This is a genomic window from Flavobacteriales bacterium (genome assembly GCA_016779995.1).
In the GTDB taxonomy this organism is placed as follows: Bacteria; Bacteroidota; Bacteroidia; order Flavobacteriales; family UBA7312; genus UBA8444.
The window spans coordinates 192,522-217,253 of the sequence record JADHMO010000001.1 but is presented as its reverse complement, the minus strand read 5'-3'; the positions used below and the strand labels follow the sequence as shown (position 1 = coordinate 217,253).

The following is a 24,732-nucleotide window of genomic DNA, read 5'->3' as shown; positions in this document are numbered from 1 at the left end:
TAAAATACATCTATGAAAGCAAAATTATCAGTTATGATAGTTTTGCTTTTTTTGTAATTATTACATTTGTTGTTATGAATTACATTTTATTTGATGACACTAGAGGGAATCTTCTTCCTTTAACATACACTCGACCTGTTTCTGAAATTCGTATTGGTATACTTACCATAACTGAGAAATGGGAACACTTTTTGAATACGAAATGTTCATTTTATACAGAAGATTATTTGCAACAAAAATTTTCTCTGATTAGTAATGAGGATAACCTTTGGATAAATGGTTCTATTTGCCCTGACATTAATCTAGTTGACGCAATTAAATCTTTATCAGAAAATCAGTGTTTAAAGCAGAATGAAACACTTATTGCTTACAGAAGTAAGGAAAGTATTCCTAATGAGGTAATACCCTATGAAGACGATTTTATGCAAGTTTCACAACTGTGGCATATTTTTGAGTACAATGATGCATGTATTCAATCCGATTTTAAGCTACTTACAGCAGGAAGGACATCTCAACTCATTAGCGAAACTAACGCTTGTACTAATCCAGAAAATATTTTTCTTGAAGATGGTGCAAAAGTAGAACATGCTATTCTTAATGCTTCGACAGGACCAATTTATGTAGGCAAAAATGCTGAAATTATGGAAGGAAGTATTGTCAGAGGACCATTAGCTATGTGCGAAAACTCAGTGCTTAAAATGGGGGCGAAAATTTATGGGGCAACTACCTTAGGTCCTTATTGTAAAGTTGGGGGAGAAGTAAACAACTCTGTATTGTTGGGATATTCCAACAAAGGACATGACGGCTTCTTAGGTAATTCTGTATTAGGAGAATGGTGCAATTTAGGAGCCGACACGAATAATTCCAATTTAAAAAACAATTATGCTGAGGTTAAATTATGGAATTATCCATCTGAACGCTTTGTAAATACAGGACTTCAATTTTGTGGTCTTATAATGGGCGACCATTCAAAATGTGGAATCAATACAATGTTTAACACTGGAACGGTTGTAGGAGTTAGTGCTAACGTTTTTGGAGCAGGTTTTCCTCGTAATTTTGTTTCTTCCTTCTCATGGGGTGGTTCAGCAGGTTATATGACTTATCGCTTAAATAAAGTCTTCGAAGTGGCAGAAAAAGTGATGCAACGCCGAGCTATAGAGTTTAATCAAGTAGAAAAAGATATTTTAGCTGAGGTTTTTGAACTGACAAAGTCGTACCGAAAAGACTAGTTTTGTCAGTCTTTTAAATGATATTTATAATGGCACAATTCTTGTCATTATTATTTTCGAATAACATAATTGTCATGATTGATAAAAAAAATTTTGAATGAAAAAAGACATGTTTTTAGATTCTTTTGCTGGGGCAAATTTTGATGACGAATCGGATTTCTTTCCACTACTTAGTAGCGTTGATGAGGAGAAAATAAATAAGGAAGAAGTCCCTAAATCCTTAGCTATTTTACCTCTTAGAAATACGGTTCTTTTCCCTGGTGTAATAATTCCCATAACAGTTGGAAGAGATAAATCAGTTAAGCTTATTAAGGAGGTTTACAAAGGTTCTAAAACGATAGGAGTTGTATCTCAAAAGAAGTTTGATATAGAAGACCCAAGCTTTGGTGATTTAAACACTATCGGTACAGTGGCACACATTATGAAAATGTTACGAATGCCAGATGGAAATATCACTGTTATTATTCAAGGTAGAAAATTAATTGAGCTACAAGAAATGGTTCAAGAAGAACCTTATTTGAAAGCTACCGTTGCTGAGTTATCTGAAGAAAAACCTGAAAAGGATGATGAGCAATTTATCGCCCTTGTTGATTCGATAAAAGATATTGCTTTGCAAATTGTTAAAGAATCTCCTAACATTCCTTCAGAAGCTCAATTAGCAATTCAAAATATAGAATCCCCTTCTTATTTAGTCAACTTTGTTTGTTCCAATATGGATGTTGACATGAAAAAAAAGCAGGATTTACTTGAGGTCTTTAATTTAAAAAGTCGTTCGCAAGAAACACTGGAAATTATTAGCAAAGAATTGCAACGCCTTGAGATGAAAAATGAAATTCAACACAAGGTTAAACACGACTTAGACCAACAACAGAGGGAATATTTTCTAAATCAACAACTCAAAGCCATACAAGAAGAATTAGGAGGTTCGGCAGATCAAGAAATTGAGGAAATGCGTACTAGAGCTAAATCTAAAAAATGGAACAAAGAGGTGTCTGATAATTTTGAAAAAGAAATCAAAAAATTACAGCGTATTAATCCTGCTATGGCAGATTACTCTGTACAAAGAGCCTACCTTGAATTATTTTTGGATTTACCTTGGAACGAATACACAAAAGATAATTTTGATTTAGATAAAGCTAAAAAAATATTAGATAGAGACCATTTTGGTCTTGAAAAAGTTAAAGAACGTATCCTAGAACATCTAGCCGTATTGAAACTCAAAGGCGATATGAAAGCACCTATTTTGTGTTTATATGGTCCGCCGGGTGTAGGTAAAACGTCTTTAGGGAAGTCTATTGCTGAAGCCCTAGGTAGAAAATACGAGCGTGTTTCACTTGGTGGATTACGTGATGAGTCTGAAATCAGAGGTCATCGTAAAACGTATATCGGGGCAATGCCGGGTAGAATTATTAAATCCATTAAAAAGGCCAATTCTTCTAATCCTGTATTTGTACTAGACGAAATAGATAAGATTACAAGAGATTCGCATGGAGATCCTTCTTCGGCAATGCTTGAAGTTCTAGACCCTGAGCAAAATAGCTCATTTCACGATAATTATTTAGAGGTAGGATATGACTTATCTAAAGTTATGTTTGTGGCAACTGCTAATTCCTTATCAAGTATTCAACCTGCTCTAAGAGATAGAATGGAAATTATAGAGATAAACGGTTATACTATTGAAGAAAAAGTGCAGATTGCTAAAAAACACCTACTTCCTAAACAAATCAAAGAACATGGTTTAAAAAACTCTGATTTAAAGTTAAGTAATAAAGTTTTTGAATCTGTTATAGATGGCTACACAAGAGAATCTGGAGTTAGAGGTCTTGATAAAATGGTTGCCAAATTGGTTCGCTATGCTGCCAAATCCATAGCAATGGAACAAGACTATAATCATAGTCCTGACATATCGGATTTAAAAGAAATACTTGGTGCTGCTCCATTTGATAAAGAACGTCATTTGAACAATGATATTCCTGGAGTAGTAACAGGCTTAGCTTGGACGGCTGTAGGAGGAGATATATTATTTATAGAAAGCAGTAAAAGTGCGGGAAAAGGTAAAATGAGTATTACTGGAAACCTTGGTAATGTGATGAAAGAATCTTCCACAATTGCTATGCAATACATAAAGTCTCACGCTAAAGAATTAGGTATAAATCCTGATGACTTAAATACAAATGATGTTCATCTTCATGTTCCTGAGGGAGCAACTCCAAAAGATGGCCCTTCAGCGGGTATTACAATGCTTACGGCTTTAGTGTCCTTATTTACAGGAAAAAAAGTCAAAGCTAAGTTAGCGATGACGGGAGAAATAACATTAAGAGGTAAAGTACTAGCTGTAGGCGGTATAAAAGAGAAAATACTCGCTGCTAAAAGGGCAGGGGTTAAAGAAATTATTCTTTGCGAACAAAATAAAAAAGATGTTGACGAAATTAACGAGCGATATTTGAAAGGGTTGAGTTTTCATTATGTCAGTAAAATGAATGATGTTATTAACATTGCCCTTATCTAATTCATTTTTTTTGTGTTAGAATAAAATATTTCTTTACTTTTGCTGAGAATTATCTAACTTAAAACTTTAAAAATGAAAAAAATTACTCTTATTCTTTGCCTTTCTATGGCATCCACTTTTGTATTCTCGCAAGATGTTTTAGTAAAAATTAGTCCTTTCCATTTTTTAGATGGTACTGTTTATGCTACATATGAAAGAGCGTTAAACAATAATAATTCATTTGCTTTATCAGGTGGTTACAGACTATCGGATAATGGTGATGAATATGGTTGGATGGGTGAAATCCAGCTAAGAAAATATATTTTCAAACCTGCTATTAATAGCTCTAGCGAATCTAGTCTAGCTGGTGTGTATGCAGGATTGTATGCCAACGGTAAATACTTTGTTGAACAATATGAAAAATACTATTACTACAACAATATTTATAGTAGTACAAATCACGATTACGATATTAAACAAGTAGAGGGTGGCGTATTAATGGGAATTCAACTCATATTTTCAGAGAAACTTTCTTTAGACTTATTTGCTGGTGGTGGTTTGCGTAATTCTCAATTTGATAACAAGCCTTTAGACATAGATTTCTATTCTCCTGATAGAGGCTATACAGGAATAGTTCCAAAAATAGGTTTCGACATAGGGGTGTCATTTTAATTTATAACTAAAATAGATAATTTAAAGCGCAGACTTAGGTCTGCGCTTTTTTTATAATAAGTATTTGAAATACTCGTTTTCATCTAAAAACATTTGTTAATTTGTAGAATGAGAATTGTTGTTTTATTTCTTTTATATGTCATTAGTTTTACATTCGTAAAAGCTCAAAATTCTTCATCGTCGTATGCAGCATTGGATTTACCTCTCTCAGCCCGTCATGCTGTTTTAAACGAACCTGTTTCATTATATTCACAAGACTTAGAGTCAGGCATTTTTAATCCTGCCATGTTGAATAAGAAAATGGAAAAGCAGTTGTCATTGAATTTTGTCGATTATTTCTCTGATATCAACTTTGTTTCTGCTGCTTATGCACTTCCTTTACGTGACTTTGGTACAATAGGTATTTCTGTTAAATCTATTGGCTATGGTGAATTTACGGAAACGGATTTTACTTCTCAATCCCTAGGTACTTTTGGAGCAAATGAACAAATCATCTCTGTGGGCTTAGGAAAAGAACTTAGTGAGCGATGGTCAGTTGGAGCAAGTGTTAAAACATTATTTTCTAATCTTCAAGATTATCAATCGGCAGCACTTGCAAGTGACTTGGCCATAGCCTATAAAAAAGAGGATAAAAACTTTTCAATGTCTTTTCTTGCCAGGAACTATGGAAAACAAATAAGTACTTATGCTAGTACTGAGGAAATATTGCCATTTCAATTGGATTTTGGATTGTCTAAACGCTTAGAACATTTGCCATTCCTTATTACAATGAATTATAAGAATATTCAGAAATGGGATTTAACATCTATTTATGAAAGTGCCAATAATGACTTGAATGAGAACGCTAGTTCTGAAGAAATTAACTTTACAAATAAGCTTTTTCGACACATTGATGTTGGTGGTGAGCTAAGTATTGGTAAACATATTCAATTAAGAATGGGGTACAACCCCAAGCGTAGGCAAGAACTTAAAGTAGATTCATATCTAGGAATGGTAGGTTTTTCATGGGGTTTGGGTATAAAAATATCACACTTTAAAATAAATTACGGAAGATCAACTTATCACTTGCACGGTTCACCAAATTACTTTTCCTTTAGCACAGATTTTTCCAAGTTCTACAAACAAAAATGAAAAAAATAAATATTGCTATTGATGGCCATTCTTCATGTGGTAAAAGCACATTAGCTAAACAGCTTTCCAAACACTATGCATACATTTATGTAGATACAGGTGCTATGTACAGAGCAGTTTGTCTTTATGCTTTGAAAAACGATATAATGAATGATGGTATTATTGATGAAGCAGCATTAATAGATTCTTTAGACAATATAAATGTATCATTCAATTATAATGATGAAAGGTCTATTTCTGAAACCTTTTTAAATGGTGTCAATGTAGAAAATGAAATTCGTAGCTTATGGATTTCTGAAAATGTGAGTAAGATTAGCAAGTTAAAAGAAGTACGCCAGAAAATGGTGGCTATACAGCAAGCAATAGGGGAAAATAAAGGAGTAGTAATGGATGGAAGAGATATTGGTTCTGTAGTATTTCCAAATGCAGAATTGAAGTTATTTATTACTGCCTCAGTTGATGAACGTGCTAGAAGAAGGTCATTAGAACTTAAAGACGCTAGTCTTGAGGATATCAAGAAGAACCTACTGAGCAGAGATTATGACGATAGTACCCGCGAAGAAAATCCTCTAGTGATAATGGACGATGCCATCCAAATAGACAATACCAATTTGAGCATTGATGAACAATTCAATTTAGCTCTAAGTTATTGTCAGAAAGCTATGGATGACTAAATATTGGCTAAAGCTTCTTCAACCGATATTTTGTTATCAAAATAGGATAATAATTTCTGCAAAACTCTGTCAACTACAGCATCTGGGCATGAAGCACCTGATGTGATAATAACTTTCAGTTTTTCTTTATTGGGTAGAAACCCATTTGTTTCAGAGGTTGTTTTATCGTTGTAATTGAAATGTCTTATTGTTTCTTTAGAAAGAATTTCCTCCTCAGACTTTACAAAATATGTTGGTAAAACTTTTTCACAAAGCTCTACGAGGTGAGAGGTGTTAGAACTATTGTATCCACCCACAACAATAGCTAAATCAGCAGGTACTTCCAATAAACCGTAAGTAGCTTTTTGATTCTCGTTTGTAGCATAACAAAGCGTATCTCTAGTGTCAGCAAAAAAGTCTTTGTAATTTTCTTGACCTCTCTTATCGATAATGAATTGCTTTAAGAAGTTTGAAATCTCTTCTGTTTCACTAGCCAACATAGTTGTTTGATTGACCACTCCTATCTTTTCTAAATCTTTTTTAAGGTCAAAGCCTTCAGAATACTTTCCTTCAAAAGTGGAATAAAATTCGGCTTCAGGTCTTTTTTCTTCAATAAAATCGACTAGTAGTTTAGCTTCGTCCAAATCTTTTATGATTAGAGAGGGTGCGTTTTGATAGGAGTGAGAAAAAGTAGCTTTTGTCTCCTCGTGATTATGTTTACCATGAATGATTATGGAATAGTTGTCATTGCCAATACTTTCGGCTTTTTTCCATACACGAGTTACAAATGGGCAAGTGGTATCATAAGTTTCTAATTTGATATTCTTTTTTTCAAGTAATTCTTGTATTTCAATGGTTGTGCCAAATGCTGGTGTAATCACTACATCATCTGATTTGATTTTGTCCCATTCTATCAATTGATTGCCTTGGGTATCCATAATAAACTTTAAGCCCCTAGAAAGTAAGTCTTCATTAACAATGGGGTTGTGTATCATTTGACTTAGCAGATAAATGTTCTTGTCTGGATTTTCTTCGATAGCTTTATAGGATATCTCGATAGCATTTTCTACACCATAGCAAAAGCCAAAGTGACGAGCAAGGTGAATTTGAACAGGACCAAAGTCAACAATTGTTGGAGAGAAATCTTTCTTCTTAGGGTCAAGTTCTTTTCGTTGGTTTTTGATAGCTCCAATTAAATTGGAACGATAAAAATCAGGTACTTCGAATTTTTTCATTAATTGAATATAAATACACACAAAAATAGGTAATTTTGAAGTATGAAAAGCATTAAAGACCTTAGAACTGACTATCAGAAAAGTGAGTTGAATGTTAAGGATTTAACGGAAGAACCCATAACATTATTCCAACAGTGGCTATCTGAAGCTATTACCTATTCAAATGATGCTAATGCTTTTGTGTTGTCGACTGTCAACAGAAATGGTGTGCCTAGTTCAAGGGTGTTGTTACTAAGAGGTGCCACAGAAAAAGGATTTAGTTTTTTCACCAATTATTCTAGTAGAAAGTCGCAGGAGATTGAGGTTAATCCTAATGTTTGTATGAATTTCTTTTGGCCAGAGATGGAACGTCAAGTCAGAATCAATGGCTCAATTAGAAGATTGTCAGAACAGGAATCTGATGACTATTTCAATAGCCGTCCTTATGAAAGTAGGATAGGGGCTTGGTGTTCGCCACAAAGTCAAGTGATAGAATCTAGAGAAGTTCTTGAAAACAAAATTCAAGAGTTAAAAAAGAAATACCCTAATGATGTGCCTAGACCAGAAAATTGGGGAGGCTATACCATTGTGCCTAATGAAATTGAATTTTGGCAGGGTAGAGCTAGTCGTTTGCACGATAGGTTTTTATACAACAAGGAAGGAGAAAATTGGACGATTAATCGCTTAGCACCTTAAACGATTTTTTAGGAAATCTTCTTCTACAATTTCGGAGCGGTCTATACTATAGCGTAGCCAGTTTAGGAGAACTTGATTTTTTTCATCTTCTGTCATGTGCCATTTGATGTCTTCTTTTTCCATTTTCATTCGCATTTCATAAAGACATATTGCTGCAGATACGGATAAATTAAAACTTTCAGTAAACCCATACATAGGAATGTGTAAATGTTCGTCAGCATTTTCGAGAACTACATCACTAAGACCTTCTACCTCAGTACCAAAAAACAAAGCTGTTTTGCCTTTTGACAAGTCAAAATTGATAAGGTCTGTTTGAGAGTTGTGTGGACTTGTTGCTACTATTCTGTAGCCTTGATTTTTTAAAGACTGTATGCAATCGAGCGTATTGTTATCATTTTTATCATAACGATTGACTGTTAGCCAATTAGAAGCTCCCATTGCTACCTCTCTATCAGGTTTGAATTCGTTATAATTTTCTATGACGTGAACATCTTGTATGCCAAAGCAATCGCAGGAACGTAGTACAGCACTTGCATTTAAGGGTTGATAGATATTTTCTAATACTACGGTAAGGTATTTTGTGCGTTTTTGAATAAGCTCTTCAAAGAGTGCTTTTCGCTCATCTGTTATGCATTTTAAAAAGTGGTCAATCAGCACTTCCATTACTGCAAAATGATATCTTCAAAATTATATCCACGAAGAAAATCTCCTGTTTTCATTCTTTTTTTACCAGATAATTGTAATTCATGAATATGAACAAAACCATCATGAGCGGCCACTTTTAACTCTTTGTTGTTTGTTATAACCACCTTTCCAATTTCCAAATTATGGTTGGTGTTTTCATAAGTCGATTTAAACAGTTTTAAGGTTTTATCTTTATCTACGCTAGTCCAAGCTGTAGGGTATGGCGATAATCCTCTGATTTTATTGTGAATATCAATAGCACTTTCGGACCATAATATTTTGCAATCTGCTTTAAATATTTTAGGTGCGTGTGAGGCTGTTTCATCAATTTGAGGCACATTTGGTGCTTGATTATTTTCAATAGCGTTAATGGTCTTACATACCAATTCACTACCTATATGCATTAGTTTGTCATGAATAATACCAGCCGTATCATCTTCAGTAATATTTATCTTTTCTTGAAAAATGATATTACCAGTATCAATATTTTTTTCTATGAAAAAGGTGCTAACACCCGTTTCTTTTTCACCATTGATAACTGCCCAATTAATAGGGGCTGCACCTCTATAATTTGGTAATAATGATGCATGCAAATTGAAAGTGCCTTTAGATGGCATAGCCCATACGACTTCGGGTAACATTCTAAATGCTACAACTACAAATAAATCGGCCTTAAGGCTTTCTAAATCTGTAATAAATGAAGTGTTTTTAAGTTTCTCAGGTTGAAGAATTTTTAAACCTTGTTCTAGAGCAAATGCTTTCACCGAAGAATATTTAATTTTTTGACCTCTACCTGCAGGTCTGTCTGGAGCTGTTACTACACCGACTACATTAAAATTGTTTTCTACTAATCTCTTGAGTGATTCAGTAGCAAAATCGGGTGTACCCATAAAGACTATTCTCAGTTGTGAACTCATAGTTGACGAAATTACACTTTTTAGTAAATCCAATATAGCTTTTGTTCGTCATTCATGGCTATTTGTCCATTATCGCTAAGAAATTGCAGTACGCTAACCATTTTATCTTCTCTGTATTCAACAATTGCCATAATGATGTCATCTACATGCATTGGACTTTGACTAATTAGGTTTTGAATGGCTAACATGATAGCCTCAAACTCTTGGTCATTAATATTTAACTTATTCCTTTCAAGACAGACATCACATTTGCCACATCTATTGTTGTCTTTCTCGCCAAAATAGTTTTGTAAAACATGACTTCTGCATTGGTATTGATTACTAGCATATTGTATGACTGAGGCTGCTTTAGCTTCTTCATTTGCTTTTCTAGTTTCTAATGTTTCTTTAGAAAGACTAATGTATTTAGAATCTACTCTTGCTTTTAGCATTAACAGTTTAGGATTACTATTCTGTGGGATATAATCTAAAATGTCCATTTGCTTTAGGTTAGTCAGAAAATCTTTGACTTCTTGAGTAGAAAGTTGAGCTCTTTTAGCGATAATGTTTTCTTGAATTTTAGTGAAGTTATCGAATAGAGAGCCGTAGGAACGTAATAGTATTTTGAGTAAAATATCGTATTGTTTATTAGCAATTTGGAATTGATACAATTCGGTATGGGTAACTTTAATAAACAAGCGTGAGGGTTGATGAATGGCTTCACTCAGTTTGATATAATCTTCTTTTTCTAACAACTTAAGAACATTGTAAGTTTGAAGTTGATTTAAATTATAACGTTCACAAAATTCGTTGATATGAAACGGAAATTCTTGATGTTTGCCATCGCCAATGGCTATTCCTAGATAATTAGCAATTTGTTGATATACGTTTCTTACAATTTCTATCTCAGGATAATGATCATTTATTTGTTTTTTTAGGTTGTGAATGTCTAAATCGTTGTATAACAGTATGGAATATGCAAGTTTTCGATCTCTCCCTGCTCTACCAGCTTCTTGAAAATAGGCTTCTAAGGAGAAGGGTAGGTGGTTGTGGATAACTAATCGTACGTCATTTTTATCAATACCCATACCAAAGGCATTGGTAGCCACCATAACTCTCACGTGGTTCAGTTGCCATTGTTTTTGCTTTGAAGCTCTTTCCAAGACATCTAAACCTGCATTATAATAGTGTGATGTAATTCCATATTCTGAAAGTAGCAAATGAATTCGTTTGGTTTCTTTTCGAGTCCTACAATAAACTATAGATGTCCCTTTTACTCTGTTTAGGATTTGAATTAGTTTGCTGTCTTTGTCATCTTGTTTGAGGACAACATAGGATAATTCATCTCTATAAAAACTTGTGCTGATAACATGTTCATAATCAAATTTTAATTTCTCTTGTATGTCTTTTACGACTAATGGAGTAGCAGTTGCAGTAAGGGCTAAAATTGGGGCAGTTGTAATTTCACGTATTTCGGCAATCTTCAAATAAGATGGTCTAAAGTTATAACCCCATTCTGATATACAGTGCGCTTCGTCTACCGCTATTAAGTTAATATTCATCTTTTTTAGACGTTGTTGCACCATATCACTTTCTAGTCTTTCTGGTGATAAATACAAAAACTTATAGTTGCCGTAAATACAATTGTCTAGGGCAATGTCTAATTCTGAAAAACTCATTCCTGAAGTAATTGCTAATGCACGTATGTTTTTAGCTTTCAGAGCTGTTACTTGGTCGTTCATTAGAGCAATAAGGGGAGAAATAACTATGCAAATACCCTCCATCATAAGTGCAGGAACTTGAAAGCAAATAGACTTTCCTCCACCGGTAGGTAGAAGGGTTAAGGTATCTTTTGCGTCAAGAATTGAATGTATAGCATCCTCTTGCTTACTTCGAAAAGAATCGTAACCCCAATATTGTTTTAGAATTTCTTGTGGGCTCAACATCTTTACGAAGATATGAATTAGATTTCATTGATGATAAACCTTATTCGTTCTTTAACACTTGCCTGAGGCAGTTCTATTAGATTGTAGTTGGCTTCTTTATAGACTTGTTTTAAGGACTCGAAAATTTGAATAGAATCTTTAAAACTCTCTAACCTTTCATCATCTACGGTATAGATGTCTTCCCAAGGTGTTGTGATAAAAACAGTAGGGTGATAGCGATGATTTTCGCAATCTATTTTGAAGTGAGTAGGTATTTTGTGCTGATTGGTTTTAAGATATGCTAGATTATCAAGCATGCTTCTGTCATAGAAATTCACACCAGATGTAGCATTTAAGAAATCTCTTTTTCTTTTATTAAAAACGGTTTCTTCAAAATCAACATTTTTAAATGCTGTTTTGATATTCATTTCTTGAATAATTTCTCTTGACACTTCATCAAAACAGCTATATCCTTCATCTTTTAACGCATCGATAATACTAGTCTTACCACTGCTAGGTCCACCTGTAATAATTATTCTTTTAATCATAGAAATGTGCTTATCAAGGCAATACTAGAACCTATGATGATGGCAATAGCTTTTCGACTATTAAAATGGTGTCCTTCGCTACTTTCAAATAATATAGTTGTAGAAATATGTAGGAACATTCCTATAACAATGGCCATTATCTCTCGATAATAATTTGAAATATTACTGATGTATTCACTAAAAAATGTACCGAGTGGAGTTGTAATAGCGAATAGACTAATTAAAAGGATAATTTTAGGCTTAGACATTTTACTTTCTATGAGCATATGAGTAAGCACAATTCCAACTGGTACTTTGTGTAAGGCTATAGCTGATAATAAAGAAGAATGCATGTGAGAATGATGATGTGGGTTTCCTAGCGGCATACCTTCGATGAAGGAATGTACTCCGAGACCTATTAGCATACTCATTGGAACACTTCCGTGAATGTGCCCATGGCCATGCTCAACACCCTTTGAAAATTGTTCTAAAATGATTTGTAAAAAAAATCCAATAAGGATAAACAATCCAATAGTATGATTATGTTCTCCTGCGAAAGTTTCGGGAATTAAATGGAGTACAGTAATAGAAAATAAGTAAGCACCACTGAATGAAATTAGTAGCTTGGTGTTATTTTCTGATATGTTTTTTATGTAGAAGGCAATGATTGAACCTACAAAAACAGACGATAATAAAATAATGTAATCAATAATTGTCATTTTTGAGCGAGTATTATTAGACGTGGAGAATGAATAGCGTTAAAATCATTAAGTGAATAATCACCCCACAAATTTATTATTTTCAAACCAGATTTTTCAAACAAATCTATAAAATCAGATAATGTTAATGCTTGAACTTTTTCTTGGAAGTGAAATTGTTGTTTATCACTAAAGTAAATATCTTTTAGTAAAAAGCCGTTTTCATAACTTCTTTTAATGGTAAACTGGATATTATCGACGGTTTTTGATTCGCTTTTTACTAAGTCTTTAAGTACTTTTTTGGCATTCATAAAGTCCAAAATAACTTTTCCACCTTTTTTAATATTGTCAGCCATAGCTTGAATTGCCTTGTAGTTATCCGATGACTCATCAAAATAGCCGAAGCTAGTAAAGATATTGAGTAGAAAATCAAATTTTTCTTTTTTATAAGTAGAGCGCATATCATGAACTTTAAATGAAAGCTTGTCATTAGAAAATTGACTAGCGTAATCAATACTTTCTTTGGATAAATCTATGCCCTCAACGTCAAAACCTTTTTTGTTAATATATATGGCGTGACGACCTTTTCCACAAGCTACATCTAAGAATTTATGATTTTTATCAGCATTTAAATACTCCAAAAGATTGTTCAAGAAAAATTCCGCTTCATCAGAATTTCTATTCTTATAAAGAAGATGGTAATAAGGTGTGTTGAACCAAGTATTGAACCAATTTTTCATTCTTCAAATATAAATTTATTACTGTATTATTTGATTAAATTTGTCCGATGAAAAATAGTGTAGTTGAGAATTTTAATATGATTGCTAAAACGCAATTAGGCTTAGAGGAAATATTAGCTGATGAGCTTTTGAAATTAGGTGCTCAAGATGTTCAGGTTTTGAATAGAGCTGTTAGTTTTGTTGGTGACCTAGGCTTTATGTACAAAGCAAATCTAAACCTAAGAACAGCCATTCGAATTCTCAAACCTATTTACAAGTTCACGGCTCGAAGAGATGTTGATTTATATGAAGAAGCCAAAAAGCTAGATTGGTCAAAATACATTAGTGTCGATAACACTATTGCTGTCAATGCAGCTGTTCATTCCGACTTTTTTAATCATAGTCATTATGTGGCTTTAAAAGTAAAAGACGCCATTGTGGACTATTTTAGGGATTTAACCAAGGGTAGAAGACCTGATGTTGATACTAAAAATCCAGATGTAAGAATTAATATTCACGTTTCTAACGATAAGTGTACAATTTCTTTGGATAGTTCAGGAGAATCATTACATAAAAGGGGATACAGACATGCTACTAATGAGGCTCCAATTAGCGAAGTTTTAGCAGCGGGTTTAATCTTATTAAGCGATTGGGATAGGCAAAGTGATTTCTTAGACCCCATGTGTGGTTCTGGCACAATTCTTATTGAGGCCGCTATGATTGCATGTAATATTCCTCCCTCATTACATAGGAAGAAATTTGGTTTTATGAATTGGCTTGACTTTGATGCCGATTTATGGGCAAAGATTAAAGAAGTATCTATGAATAAAGTGAGTGACTTTGAGGGAAGAATAATAGGTTGTGATAGGGCTTTTGCATCTGTTAGGAAAGCTCAAGACAACGTTAAAGATGCTATGCTTGATGATATCATTGAAATAAAAAGAGCAAACTTTATTAGAAAGCCTGAGCCTATGCCAAATGGTGGAACGATTTTATTTAACCCACCTTATGGCGAGCGTTTGACTGCTGACACACTTGAATTATACTCACAAATAGGAGATACTTTTAAAAAGAATTATGCAGGTTGTTCGGCTTGGTTAATAACCTCTGATATGGAAGCTGTAAGCCATATACACCTTAAGCACACTAGAAGAATTAAAATATTCAATGGCAAGTTAGAATGTAGATTCTTAAAATATCAGATGTATGAAGGTTCAAAAAAAATAAGCAAAAAAAAAGCGACTGAATAAGTCGCTTTTTTTTTAATTCTGTTTTATCCTTAGAAGCCGATTAATTCTTTAGCTTTCTTGATGGATATTTGCTCATCGTTGTAGAAGGCAATAATGTAAGAGCCTTCATAACCTTGCTTAGTGACTTTATTTAATTTGAGCATAGCACCTTGAATACTAGTGTAAGTTCCGATAGTGTATCGATGGATACCTTCTGAAATTTCGGTTTTCTCAACACCTTCTAAATCATTCAATTTACTGAGTTCAACAACGTCATTCTTGCTGTATATTCCCAATTGTACTTTGAAAATAACATCTCCATAGACAGCGGCATTTTCTTCTGTGTAAGATAAATTCATATAGTCTTTAGCTTCAACAATCTGACCTTCTTTGATAGCAACTACCTTAGAGTTTTCATAACTCATGAAGTAAAGCTCGTTTCTACGTTCTAGTGCTTCTTCATAAGAGCCATATCCTTCTGTAAATACGTGTTTGAAACCATCTTTCCCTTCAAATACAACTAATTCGTCTAGGTCATAAAAATCTAAATCCACTTCTTTAAGAACATCTAATTGAACTCTGAAAACAATATCTTCAAGAGGTGGTAAATCTTCTAACTTAGCAGAAGCTCTACGCTTTCTTTCTCTATTCATTTCCTCGTCAGTGACTGTTCTTAAGTCTCCTTGTGCATCTTCAATGACTAAGACATTATTGTATCCACTATTGAGTAATTGATTTTGTTTCTGTCTTGCTTTTAGTACATCAGTAAATTCTCCCGTATAGTAAACCGTATGGTTATTTTCTAAAGTACTTTTAAGGTTTATGATACTCATCAACCTATTTATTTCTGCAGCTTCAATACCCTCAGCATATTTAGCAATTTGCAGTTTGTAAATAACTTCAGAGCTTAAATCAACGTATTGAGCAGGAGTGACAGCCTCTTCAAACTCTTTTTGTTGATTATATATTTGTTGGAATAATTTTGGTTTGTAGATATCTACCATCATAGTATCACCTTGAACATTAACTACTTTTTTAGTTAGTTTGATGAATTTATCGCTAGGGTATGTATCTTCAAAGTAGGTGTTAGCGTCTTTTCTAGATGCTGAATTGATGTATGCTAAGTAAATAGCCTCACTCATTTTATCGGTTAATTGAATACCATTTGCGTTAACAACAGCACCTTTTGGTGTGTTAGCCTCTTTGTCTAGATAATCAGGCACATTATCGTTGTCTGTATCTATTGGACAACCTTGAGCATCTACTTCTACGCCTTTAGGTGTGCCTATACAGAAGTCATCAATATCAACAACACCATCTTTATCTTCGTCTTCTCTGTCTAGTGCATCAAAATCTACAGCGATGTAATCGTCGTGAATCTCTGGAACATATTTTTCCTCGCAGTTGTAACAATGTAAATCATAGACTACATGTGCAGAATTGACAAAATATTTGTCAGATGAACCATCTAAAATATTGTCTATATAATCCGTATTGGTATAGTGGTAAGATGTACCTACTTTAAGGTTTAATCTATCGTTAATTTTAAGATTTAAACCAATTGACAATGGAATATCAATACCCTTTTGACTGTAAGCCTCAGTATTTGCTGGGTCAAGTAGCCACTGACTTAACAAATCTATTTCGTATTCATCATTGGTATTATCATAAGAGCCTTTGGAATCGAATTTTAAGTAGGATAATCCTAGTCCCAAATAGGGTGTTAAAAGTCTATTTTTGAATACATTTTTGAAGTTATAATCAAATCTTATTCCGATGGTATTTATGGTACTCATGAAATTGGTAGGCAAATCATCACGATTGATACCGTCAACACGAACAACACCTTCTTCCATTAATAAACTAGCATCAATAAATTCACTGAGGTTGGCAGATAATCCAATTTGAAAGCCAGATTGTCCGATAATTCCTGTATTTCTGTTGTCAGAAATGTCTCCTTTAAAGTTAAAATTACCAAATCCGACATGCAATTTGGGTTGAAGTTTGATTTTTTCTGCTTTGTTAATGGTTGCTGGAGTTCCATTTTCAGCGTCGATAGCACCATCATCTTCAGTTAATGTTGTGTCTTGATATTCAGATGGAATATAAGCAGGGTCGGGAATTTGAGACCATACGCTAACTGAAAATATTAGTGTTAAAAGCGATGTAGCAATGAATTTTTTCATCGAGTTTTTTATTGGTTTTGAACGCTTGTAAAACTAAGAAATTTTAGCTTAGAATTAGAAGTTTGGTTTCAGCAAATATTTTGAGTAGAAATTATCAATGTATTCAACGGCTTCATCTGCAGTATCTACTAGAGTAAATAGGTCTAAATCTTCAGGGCTTATGTTTTGTTCTTTTTCGAGCATTACATTTTTTATCCAGTCGATTAAGCCACTCCAATAGTCTTTACCGACCAAGACAATTGGGAAAGCAGCAATTTTTTGTGTTTGTATGAGAGTAATTGCTTCAAAAAGCTCATCTAAAGTACCTACACCACCGGGCATTACTACGAATCCTTGTGCGTATTTTACGAACATTACCTTCCTAACAAAGAAATAATCAAAATTTATTAACTTATCATTGTCAATATATGTATTGGCTTCTTGTTCGAATGGTAAATCGATATTTAAACCAACAGATTTTCCCTCTCCTTTGTTTGCTCCTTTGTTACCAGCTTCCATAATTCCGAAACCACCACCAGTAATAATTCCATATCCTTTGACGGTAAGTTTTTCTGCTATGTCTTCTGCCATTTTATAATAAGGATTATCTGGCTGGGTTCGTGCCGAACCAAAGATAGATACACAAGGACCAATTTTTGAAAGTGTTTCAAATGCTTGAACAAATTCAGCCATTATTTTAAAAATTTGCCAAGAGTCTTTTGTTTTAATTTCATTCCAATTTTTATTTTCGAATGCTTTCTCTATCTTTTTCATAGTATTATATTTTAATTAATAATTTAATTCTTCTTTCAAAAATGAGGCGGTATAACCTGCTTTAGAAAGAGTGATTTCTTCTGGTGTTCCCGTATTGATTATTTTTCCACCATTGCTGCCTCCATCAGGCCCTATCTCTATGATGTGGTCGGCCATTTTTACAACGTCTAAGTTATGTTCAATGACCAATACGGTATTACCTTTATTGACAAGTTTTTCTAAAACTTGTAGCAAAACATTTACATCTTCAAAATGTAAGCCTGTAGTAGGTTCGTCAAGAATGTAAAAGGTGTTTCCTGTACTTCTTTTAGATAACTCACTAGCTAATTTGACACGTTGTGATTCTCCACCAGATAGTGTTGTAGATTGTTGACCTAATTTGATATAACCGAGCCCAACTTCTACCAAGGCATTAATCTGTCTTTTTATTTTAGGGTGATTTTCAAAAAATTTTAGTGCTAGGTTAATATTCATATCCAATACATCAGCAATGGATTTGCCTTTGTATCTTATTTCTAATGTTTCTCTATTGTATCGTTTGCCGTTACAATATTCACAATCTACATGTACGTCTGGCAAGAAGTTCATTTCTATGGTTCTTACACCAGCCCCTTGACATTCTTCACATCTACCTCCAGATACATTAAATGAAAATCGTCCTACTTTGTATCCTCTTGCCTTTGATTCAGGATGGTTAGCAAAAAGTGTTCTTATTTCGGAAAATACTCCTGTGTAAGTAGCTGGGTTGGAACGTGGAGTACGACCAATCGGAGACTGATCAACTTCTATTACTTTATCGATGTGTTCTAAACCTTTTACGGAATCAAATTCTAAAGGTTTCTTTACGGAGTTATAAAAATGTTGATTGAGAATGGGGTAGAGGGTTTCATTAATCAAACTACTTTTGCCACTACCAGAAACACCTATTACTCCAATAAACTTTCCTAGGGGGAATTCGGCTGTTACGTTTTGTAAGTTGTTGCCTCTAGCTCCTTTAATGACGATGCTTTTATTATTTCCTTTTCTTCGTTTGGGATTGACTTCAATTCGTTTTTTTCCTTTCAGATAGTCAATAGTTATTGATGAATTTTTGATAAAATCTTTAGCATTTCCTTCGGCTATGATTTGTCCACCATGGATTCCTGCACCTGGTCCTATATCAATGACGTAGTCTGCTGCCATAATCATATCTTTATCGTGTTCAACGACAATGATAGAATTGCCAATATCTCTTAACTCTTTAAGTGAATTAATCAACTTTTGGTTATCTCTTTGGTGTAGTCCAATACTTGGTTCATCAAGAATATATAAAACATCAGTTAGTTGTGAGCCTATTTGTGTTGCTAGACGAATACGCTGACTTTCTCCACCAGAAAGACTTCTTGAAGAACGATTGAGTGATAAATAGTTTAGTCCCACATCGATAAGAAACTGCACTCTTTTACGTAATTCCTTGATTATTTCTTTGGCAATAATATTTTGTTTTTCAGAAAGTTTACTTTCCAAACTGTTTATCCATTTCTGTAATTCTTGGATATCCATATTGGATACTTCAGCTATATTAAGACCATCTATTTTAAAGAAACGGGACTCTTTATTTAGTCGGCTACCATGACACTCCTCACAATCTTCTTTGATCATGTATTCTGCTGCCCAACGTTTTAGTCTTGGCGAGGATGCATGTTTAAATTGGTCTTCTATAAATGGCACAATACCTTCAAAATTGATTTTATAGGATTTGCTAATTCCCGCTTTTTTAAGTTCGACATTAAACGATTCACTTGAGCCGTAAAGAATAGCGTCTAATCCCATTTTAGGAATCTCTTTAATGGGTGTTGAAAGGTTGAAATCGTATTTTTTGCCTATTGTTTCTATTTGATTGATTATCCAGGAGTTATTGCTTTTCGCAATAGGAACAATACCACCTTTTTGAATACTGAGGGAATCGTTGGTTATGATTTTTTTAAGGTCGATATTAGAAACAACTCCTAGTCCATTACAAGACTGACAAGCTCCTTTTGGGGAATTAAAAGAAAAACTATTTGGTTCGGCTTGAGCGTAAGAAATGCCTGTTTTTGAACACATGAGTTGTCTACTAAAAAAGCGTTCTTTTTCAGTGTCAATATCTAGTGTCATCATCAATCCATTGCCATATTTCATGGCTGTTTCTATGGATTGTTTCAAACGTTTTTCATTTTCTTGCTTAATGACTAGTTTATCAATTACTATTTCAATATCGTGAGTTTTGAAACGGTCTAATTTCATTCCTGGTGTAATCTCTCGTAACTCACCATCTACTCTTACTCTAAGAAATCCTTGTCTGGCTGTTTGTTCAAATAACTCTCTATAATGTCCTTTTCTTGAACGAATTACTGGCGCAAGTAGTATTGTTCTTTGTTGGTCGAGTTCTTTTTGAATTATGTGTAGTATTTCTTCATCTGAGTAAGAAACCATTTTTTCACCAGTATTGTAGGAATAAGCATCGGAGGCTCTTGCGTATAACAATCTTAGAAAATCATAAATCTCTGTTATAGTACCTACGGTAGAGCGTGGATTTTTGCTGGTTGTTTTTTGCTCAATTGAAATTACTGGTGAAAGTCCACTAATCTTATCCACTTTTGGGCGTTCTAAGCCACCCAAAAATTGTCTAGCATAGGCTGAAAATGTTTCAATATATCGTCTTTGACCTTCGGCATAGATGGTGTCGAAAGCTAGAGAAGATTTGCCACTACCACTAAGACCTGTTATAACCACTAACTCGTTACGAGGAATGGAAACATTGATGTTTTTAAGGTTATGTTCTTTAGCTCCAAAAATATGAAGCATTTCTTTAGACTTTGATTTACTCATTAAAAAGACTGCTGTCAGCTTGTGTTAAGTTATTTTGCAAGGAATAATTTCCTTTTTGCGGTATCTCAATATAGTATTTTTTCTTCAATTTGTTGGTGAGAAAACTTTCTCTAAGCCAAGGATTGTGAAGTTTTAGTATTTTATAATTTATGCCGTATTCTATAGAAAAATCTGCCCAACTGTTAATGCTTGTATCTACCATTACTTCATAGGTCGGTATATTTTTATACAAATCTTCTGTTCTAAATTGAAAGCCGTATTTTTTTGGGTTTTCTATAATTTCTTTAATGGCCAAAATTCTAAACACATATCTTGAAGTTTCATTGTTTAGCAATAAATCGTAGTAGGTGTATGATTTCTGTCTATTCATTTGTTTTAGTAGTCCTGACCTACCCATATTGTATGCTGCAGCGGCTAATGTCCAACTACCAAACTTCTCTTTGGCAGAATTTAAAAAATCACAAGCTGCCTGAGTGGATTTCTCAATGTGGTAGCGTTCATCTACTTCGGAGTTTACTTCTAAGTTAAATTCTTTGGCGGTAGATTTCATGATTTGCCAAAAGCCCTTTGCACCAGCAGGAGAGGTTACATTTTCTAAACCACTTTCTATCAGTGCTAAATACTTAAAGTCGTCAGGTAGATTGTTTTTCTTGAGTATGGGCTCTATGACAGGGAAGTATTTTGCTGCTCTTTTGTGCAATAACAGGGTGTTGGATTGCCAATAGGTATTTTTTAGCAACTCTTTATCATAGCGTTCCCATATATCTGGATTTTCTAGGGGCACTCGCTCATTGGCAAAGTAGATGTTTGATGAGGGTTTTGGTATAGCAAAGATGGTGTACTTCTCTTTGAGGCTTTTAAGAACAGAAATACTTTCTGAATATTCTCTAGAGGAGAAAGTGAATATAGACATTATGGAAAGTAAAACAACAAGGGTGGCAATTAAAGGAATGTTTCTTTTCATTAAAATGGGCTTTTAAAGTGTTCAAATAATTCAGCTTCTTGGTCTTTAGAAGATACTAAGGGTTCGTCAATATTCCAGTTGATATTTAGTTGTGGGTCGTTCCAAAGTAAAGCACCTTCAGATTCTTTAGAATATGGACCAGTGCATTTATAACAAAATATGGTATTATCTTCTAGCGTAACAAAGCCGTGTGCAAATCCTGGTGGTATCCAAAACTGAGTTTTGTTTTCTCCACTGAGTAATACGCTTTCGTACTTGCCATAAGTAGGAGAGTCTGTACGAATATCAACAGCAACATCTAATACACTGCCTTGAATAACACGAACTAGCTTACCTTGTTGAAATGGTGGTGCTTGAAAATGTAAGCCTCTTAGTACGCCTTTATGAGATAAAGATTGATTGTCTTGAATAAAATCTAAATCCAAGCCATTTTTCTCAAAAATAGCTTTGTTGTAGCTTTCATAAAAATAGCCTCTTTCATCACTAAAAACACGAGGTTTAATTATAAATAAGCCCTCGATTGTTGTCTTCTCAAATTCCATATTTTTCAAAAGGGATAAAGATACAAAACATCGCTCATAAAAACTTTAATAAATGATTTTAAAGTATATTTGCCATTCATTAAAATTATCTGAAATGAAAAAAATAATTTTATCCCTTATTCTAATAATGGGAATAACTAACATTAATGCACAAAATTTAAACACAGAAATGGAAAAAGTAAGTTACAGTTTGGGTGTCAACGTAGCCAAAAGCGTTAAAAATCAAGGACTAACAAGTATTGACTCTGAGGCTATTGCTCAAGCGTTTACTGACGTATTTGAAGGAAATGAACTAAAAATTTCGGAACAAGAATCTAATCTTATTTTACAAGATTATTTTGGCAAACTAGCTAAAGAAGCCCAGTCTGCTAATGTAGAAGCTGGACAAAAGTTTTTAGCTGAAAATGCCAAAAGAGATGGCGTTGTAACTACAGCTACAGGTTTGCAGTACGAAGTGTTGGCAGAAGGTTCTGGCGATTCTCCGAAAGAAACTGACCAAGTAACCGTTCATTATCATGGTACGCTAATTGACGGTACTGTATTTGATAGTTCTGTTGAAAGAGGTCAGCCAGCGACATTCCCTGTAAATGGTGTTATTCCAGGTTGGGTAGAGGCTTTACAATTGATGAAGCCGGGTGCTAAGTACAAACTATTTATTCCTTCTAACTTGGCTTATGGCGAAAGAGGTGCTGGTGGTTCTATTGGACCAAATGCGACACTTATTTTTGAAGTGGAATTAATCTCCATAGGAGGCTAATTTATCATAAATATAAATCATTAAAAAAGCCCCGCAATTGCGGGGCTTTTTGGTTTACTTCTTTTTTTCTAATAAACTAAGCCTCTTTTCCATTTGAATAAGATGTAGATACAATTCTTCAATTTTTTCTAAATTTATTTCGGTTGCTCTGTTAACTATTATACCGCCTTGTTCTTCAATATCTTTTTCTGAAGGGACACCAGGTAAATGTTTATTTTTCTTTACGAATTGTTCTATTTCTTTTAAGCTTTTGAAATCATAATCTTTGTTAACATCGTTTTTATCATAATATTCTTTAAATACGTAGTCAGGAGTAATTGTTCCTGAAGCCAAGATATTACCCATAACGTGTAATGCTTGAGAAGGGTTTGTGGTACCAATACCACAGTAACCATGGACACCCATTCCTTCAGTATAAAAACGTTGTATAGTTGCTATACCACTCGAGAATATACTACCATTGACGTGTAGTGCACTTACAGGAGCTGCTGCTGTTCCTATACCTATTCTTGAGCCAGGAGACAATAGTAAATTGCCACCACTAAGATGAACATAACCATTAACATCAAGTTCTGCAATAGGCATGTCGGTATTTATTCCTACTTTTCCACTTTCATGAACTAGGAAACGATCGTGAGCTTTGCGGTATATTATAAGTGCACCTATTCGAACAGAAGGCGAATAAGAACTGATAATATTTAACTTGAAGTATCTAAAAGATTGGGTTGTATTAATTTGGTAAGTTTGTGACATTTCTATTCCTATTGGCGTGTTACTAGTGTGTAAAACTGTCCATTGTGAATTATCATTTGATCCTTCAAGCGTCCAATTGGCTGGACTAGACGCCAAACCGCCTGTATAACCAACTGTCATTTTATAACTTGAAGGCGTAACGGCACTATTTAAACCTAAGTCTATGGTAAATGATTGGTTTGAGGGAGTATGTGGTTGCCAGTAATAAGCATTTTGTTCAAGAACATTAATTGCATGATGAGGAGCTATATAACTACTTTGATGGATAATTCTTGTGTGTGGGGTAAAAGCTATCCTCTCTTTTAAATCAGATTGATTTACATCTAGTTTTCCTATTGGATCATTTGTACCAATACCAACATTACCAGTCCTTTTAATGGAAGAGATGGTATTTTCATTATCGACATTCCATGCGTCTCCATCTCCTGGAGGAGCTGTAGTCGTAAACGTTAATTCGTGAGGTATTGTGTTAGTGTTTTTGGTTAGTTGCAAGTTTCCATTTGTTTTAAATACCAATCCATTACCTCCCTCAATATTTATAATCGCTTCATTATTGTTATAGTCGTTTTGAAGACTTAGGTTTTGATCATCTGAACCTGTACCATCTTGAATAATGGATAAATTGACGCTGTTACCACCTTGAATATGCAAAATTGTACCTATTAAGGCTAAGTTTTGATTATCATTATCTTCAATAGACATCCAATTAGTACCATCGTAATGATATACTCTGTTTTCTTGTTCAGCATATGCTATACAACCCATTAAAGGATTGATAATAGCACTTAAATCATTTTCTGATGGTACATTTACTAAGCGTACTAGTGATGAACCGTCAATTTGTGAAAACGACTGTAAACCAAATAAAGTGCCAATAAAGAAAATAAGTATTTTCTTAGCTTCTTTTACTAGTTTTTCTTTGCAGACTGAACGTATTCTTCTTGATAATTCTGAATTACGAACATAGCCTAAAGCCATTCTTACGGTTTGAGTTGTGATATTTAATTCTTCAGCAATTTCTTTTTTAATATCAGAATGCACTCTAATTGGTTGGGGTAGTTTTGTCTTTTTCATAGTTTGTAAGTACTTTTACGTTGCGGTAGCAAACAGTTTTAGCTTATTTTAATACAAAATACGGTCCTAATATAGAAAAAAATCTACGAAAG

General features: G+C 34.0%; 21 protein-coding genes. 8 read left to right on the top strand and 13 right to left on the bottom strand.

Features of this window, described 5'->3' with window-relative positions:
* Nucleotides 1–74: 74 nt before the first annotated feature.
* From ISP71_01015 to ISP71_00995, 5 genes are all read left to right on the top strand, one after another.
* Complete coding sequence (locus ISP71_01015) at nt 75–1,229, top strand: GlmU family protein (protein MBL6662656.1); 1,155 nt, start codon at nt 75–77, stop codon at nt 1,227–1,229.
* 97 nt (nt 1,230–1,326) lie between these two features.
* On the top strand, nt 1,327–3,738 hold the full coding sequence (gene lon / locus ISP71_01010; GenBank protein ID MBL6662655.1) for an endopeptidase La: 2,412 nt from the start codon (nt 1,327–1,329) through the stop codon (nt 3,736–3,738).
* Between the two features lie 72 nt (nt 3,739–3,810).
* Nucleotides 3,811–4,389 carry a DUF3575 domain-containing protein gene (locus ISP71_01005; GenBank protein MBL6662654.1) on the top strand — a complete coding sequence of 193 codons (579 nt, stop codon included), beginning with the start codon at nt 3,811–3,813 and terminating at the stop codon, nt 4,387–4,389.
* A gap of 108 nt (nt 4,390–4,497) precedes the next feature.
* Entirely contained in the window at nt 4,498–5,520 is a 1,023-nt protein-coding gene (gene porQ, locus ISP71_01000; protein ID MBL6662653.1) for a type IX secretion system protein PorQ, read from the top strand.
* The gene (locus tag ISP71_00995) at nt 5,517–6,194 is read left to right on the top strand and encodes a (d)CMP kinase (protein MBL6662652.1); all 678 of its coding nucleotides are present in this window, start codon (nt 5,517–5,519) and stop codon (nt 6,192–6,194) included. Before porQ ends, ISP71_00995 begins: the two co-directional genes overlap by 4 nt.
* Here ISP71_00995 and ISP71_00990 read toward each other — a convergent pair.
* A complete protein-coding gene (locus tag ISP71_00990; protein MBL6662651.1) occupies nt 6,191–7,408 on the bottom strand; it encodes a 4-hydroxy-3-methylbut-2-enyl diphosphate reductase in 1,218 nt (405 codons plus the stop codon). The genes ISP71_00995 and ISP71_00990 overlap by 4 nt on opposite strands.
* A gap of 42 nt (nt 7,409–7,450) precedes the next feature.
* Here ISP71_00990 and pdxH point away from each other — a divergent pair, with 42 nt between their 5' ends.
* Complete coding sequence (gene pdxH, locus ISP71_00985; protein MBL6662650.1) at nt 7,451–8,083, top strand: pyridoxamine 5'-phosphate oxidase; 633 nt, start codon at nt 7,451–7,453, stop codon at nt 8,081–8,083.
* Here the strand turns inward: pdxH and ISP71_00980 are convergent.
* The 6 genes from ISP71_00980 to ISP71_00955 are packed head-to-tail and all read right to left on the bottom strand — an operon-like array spanning nt 8,072 to nt 13,553.
* Nucleotides 8,072–8,746, bottom strand: a complete 675-nt coding sequence (locus ISP71_00980) for an RNA methyltransferase (GenBank protein MBL6662649.1) — start codon at nt 8,744–8,746, stop codon at nt 8,072–8,074. The genes pdxH and ISP71_00980 overlap by 12 nt on opposite strands.
* Entirely contained in the window at nt 8,746–9,657 is a 912-nt protein-coding gene (locus ISP71_00975) for a methionyl-tRNA formyltransferase (protein MBL6662648.1), read from the bottom strand. Before ISP71_00975 ends, ISP71_00980 begins: the two co-directional genes overlap by 1 nt.
* A 47-nt stretch (nt 9,658–9,704) precedes the next feature.
* Complete coding sequence (locus ISP71_00970) at nt 9,705–11,609, bottom strand: RecQ family ATP-dependent DNA helicase (protein MBL6662647.1); 1,905 nt, start codon at nt 11,607–11,609, stop codon at nt 9,705–9,707.
* Between the two features lie 17 nt (nt 11,610–11,626).
* Complete coding sequence (locus ISP71_00965) at nt 11,627–12,136, bottom strand: ATP-binding protein (GenBank protein MBL6662646.1); 510 nt, start codon at nt 12,134–12,136, stop codon at nt 11,627–11,629.
* Nucleotides 12,133–12,834, bottom strand: coding sequence for a ZIP family metal transporter (locus ISP71_00960; GenBank protein ID MBL6662645.1), 702 nt, complete (start codon nt 12,832–12,834; stop codon nt 12,133–12,135). The genes ISP71_00965 and ISP71_00960 overlap by 4 nt, the downstream gene beginning before the upstream one ends.
* A complete protein-coding gene (locus ISP71_00955) occupies nt 12,831–13,553 on the bottom strand; it encodes a class I SAM-dependent methyltransferase (GenBank protein MBL6662644.1) in 723 nt (240 codons plus the stop codon). The genes ISP71_00960 and ISP71_00955 overlap by 4 nt, the downstream gene beginning before the upstream one ends.
* A 47-nt stretch (nt 13,554–13,600) precedes the next feature.
* Between ISP71_00955 and ISP71_00950 the strand changes: the two genes are divergently transcribed.
* Entirely contained in the window at nt 13,601–14,782 is a 1,182-nt protein-coding gene (locus ISP71_00950) for a class I SAM-dependent RNA methyltransferase (protein ID MBL6662643.1), read from the top strand.
* A gap of 29 nt (nt 14,783–14,811) precedes the next feature.
* Here the strand turns inward: ISP71_00950 and ISP71_00945 are convergent, their stop codons facing one another.
* Genes ISP71_00945 through rfbC form a run of 5 tightly spaced genes read right to left on the bottom strand, consistent with a single transcriptional unit; the run spans nt 14,812 to nt 22,056 of the window.
* Nucleotides 14,812–16,947, bottom strand: coding sequence for an outer membrane beta-barrel protein (locus ISP71_00945; GenBank protein ID MBL6662642.1), 2,136 nt, complete (start codon nt 16,945–16,947; stop codon nt 14,812–14,814).
* 54 nt (nt 16,948–17,001) lie between these two features.
* The gene (locus ISP71_00940) at nt 17,002–17,700 is read right to left on the bottom strand and encodes a TIGR00730 family Rossman fold protein (protein ID MBL6662641.1); all 699 of its coding nucleotides are present in this window, start codon (nt 17,698–17,700) and stop codon (nt 17,002–17,004) included.
* A 15-nt stretch (nt 17,701–17,715) separates the two neighbouring features.
* On the bottom strand, nt 17,716–20,550 hold the full coding sequence (uvrA, locus tag ISP71_00935; protein ID MBL6662640.1) for an excinuclease ABC subunit UvrA: 2,835 nt from the start codon (nt 20,548–20,550) through the stop codon (nt 17,716–17,718).
* Complete coding sequence (locus tag ISP71_00930; GenBank protein MBL6662639.1) at nt 20,543–21,514, bottom strand: transglycosylase SLT domain-containing protein; 972 nt, start codon at nt 21,512–21,514, stop codon at nt 20,543–20,545. The genes uvrA and ISP71_00930 overlap by 8 nt, the downstream gene beginning before the upstream one ends.
* Entirely contained in the window at nt 21,514–22,056 is a 543-nt protein-coding gene (rfbC, locus tag ISP71_00925) for a dTDP-4-dehydrorhamnose 3,5-epimerase (GenBank protein ID MBL6662638.1), read from the bottom strand. The genes ISP71_00930 and rfbC overlap by 1 nt, the downstream gene beginning before the upstream one ends.
* Before the next feature lie 169 nt (nt 22,057–22,225).
* On the opposite strand from rfbC, the gene ISP71_00920 reads away from it, so the two are divergent.
* Nucleotides 22,226–22,813 carry an FKBP-type peptidyl-prolyl cis-trans isomerase gene (locus ISP71_00920; GenBank protein ID MBL6662637.1) on the top strand — a complete coding sequence of 196 codons (588 nt, stop codon included), beginning with the start codon at nt 22,226–22,228 and terminating at the stop codon, nt 22,811–22,813.
* A gap of 54 nt (nt 22,814–22,867) precedes the next feature.
* Here ISP71_00920 and ISP71_00915 read toward each other — a convergent pair whose 3' ends face one another.
* On the bottom strand, nt 22,868–24,640 hold the full coding sequence (locus ISP71_00915) for a discoidin domain-containing protein (protein MBL6662636.1): 1,773 nt from the start codon (nt 24,638–24,640) through the stop codon (nt 22,868–22,870).
* Between the last annotated feature and the right edge of the window lie 92 nt (nt 24,641–24,732).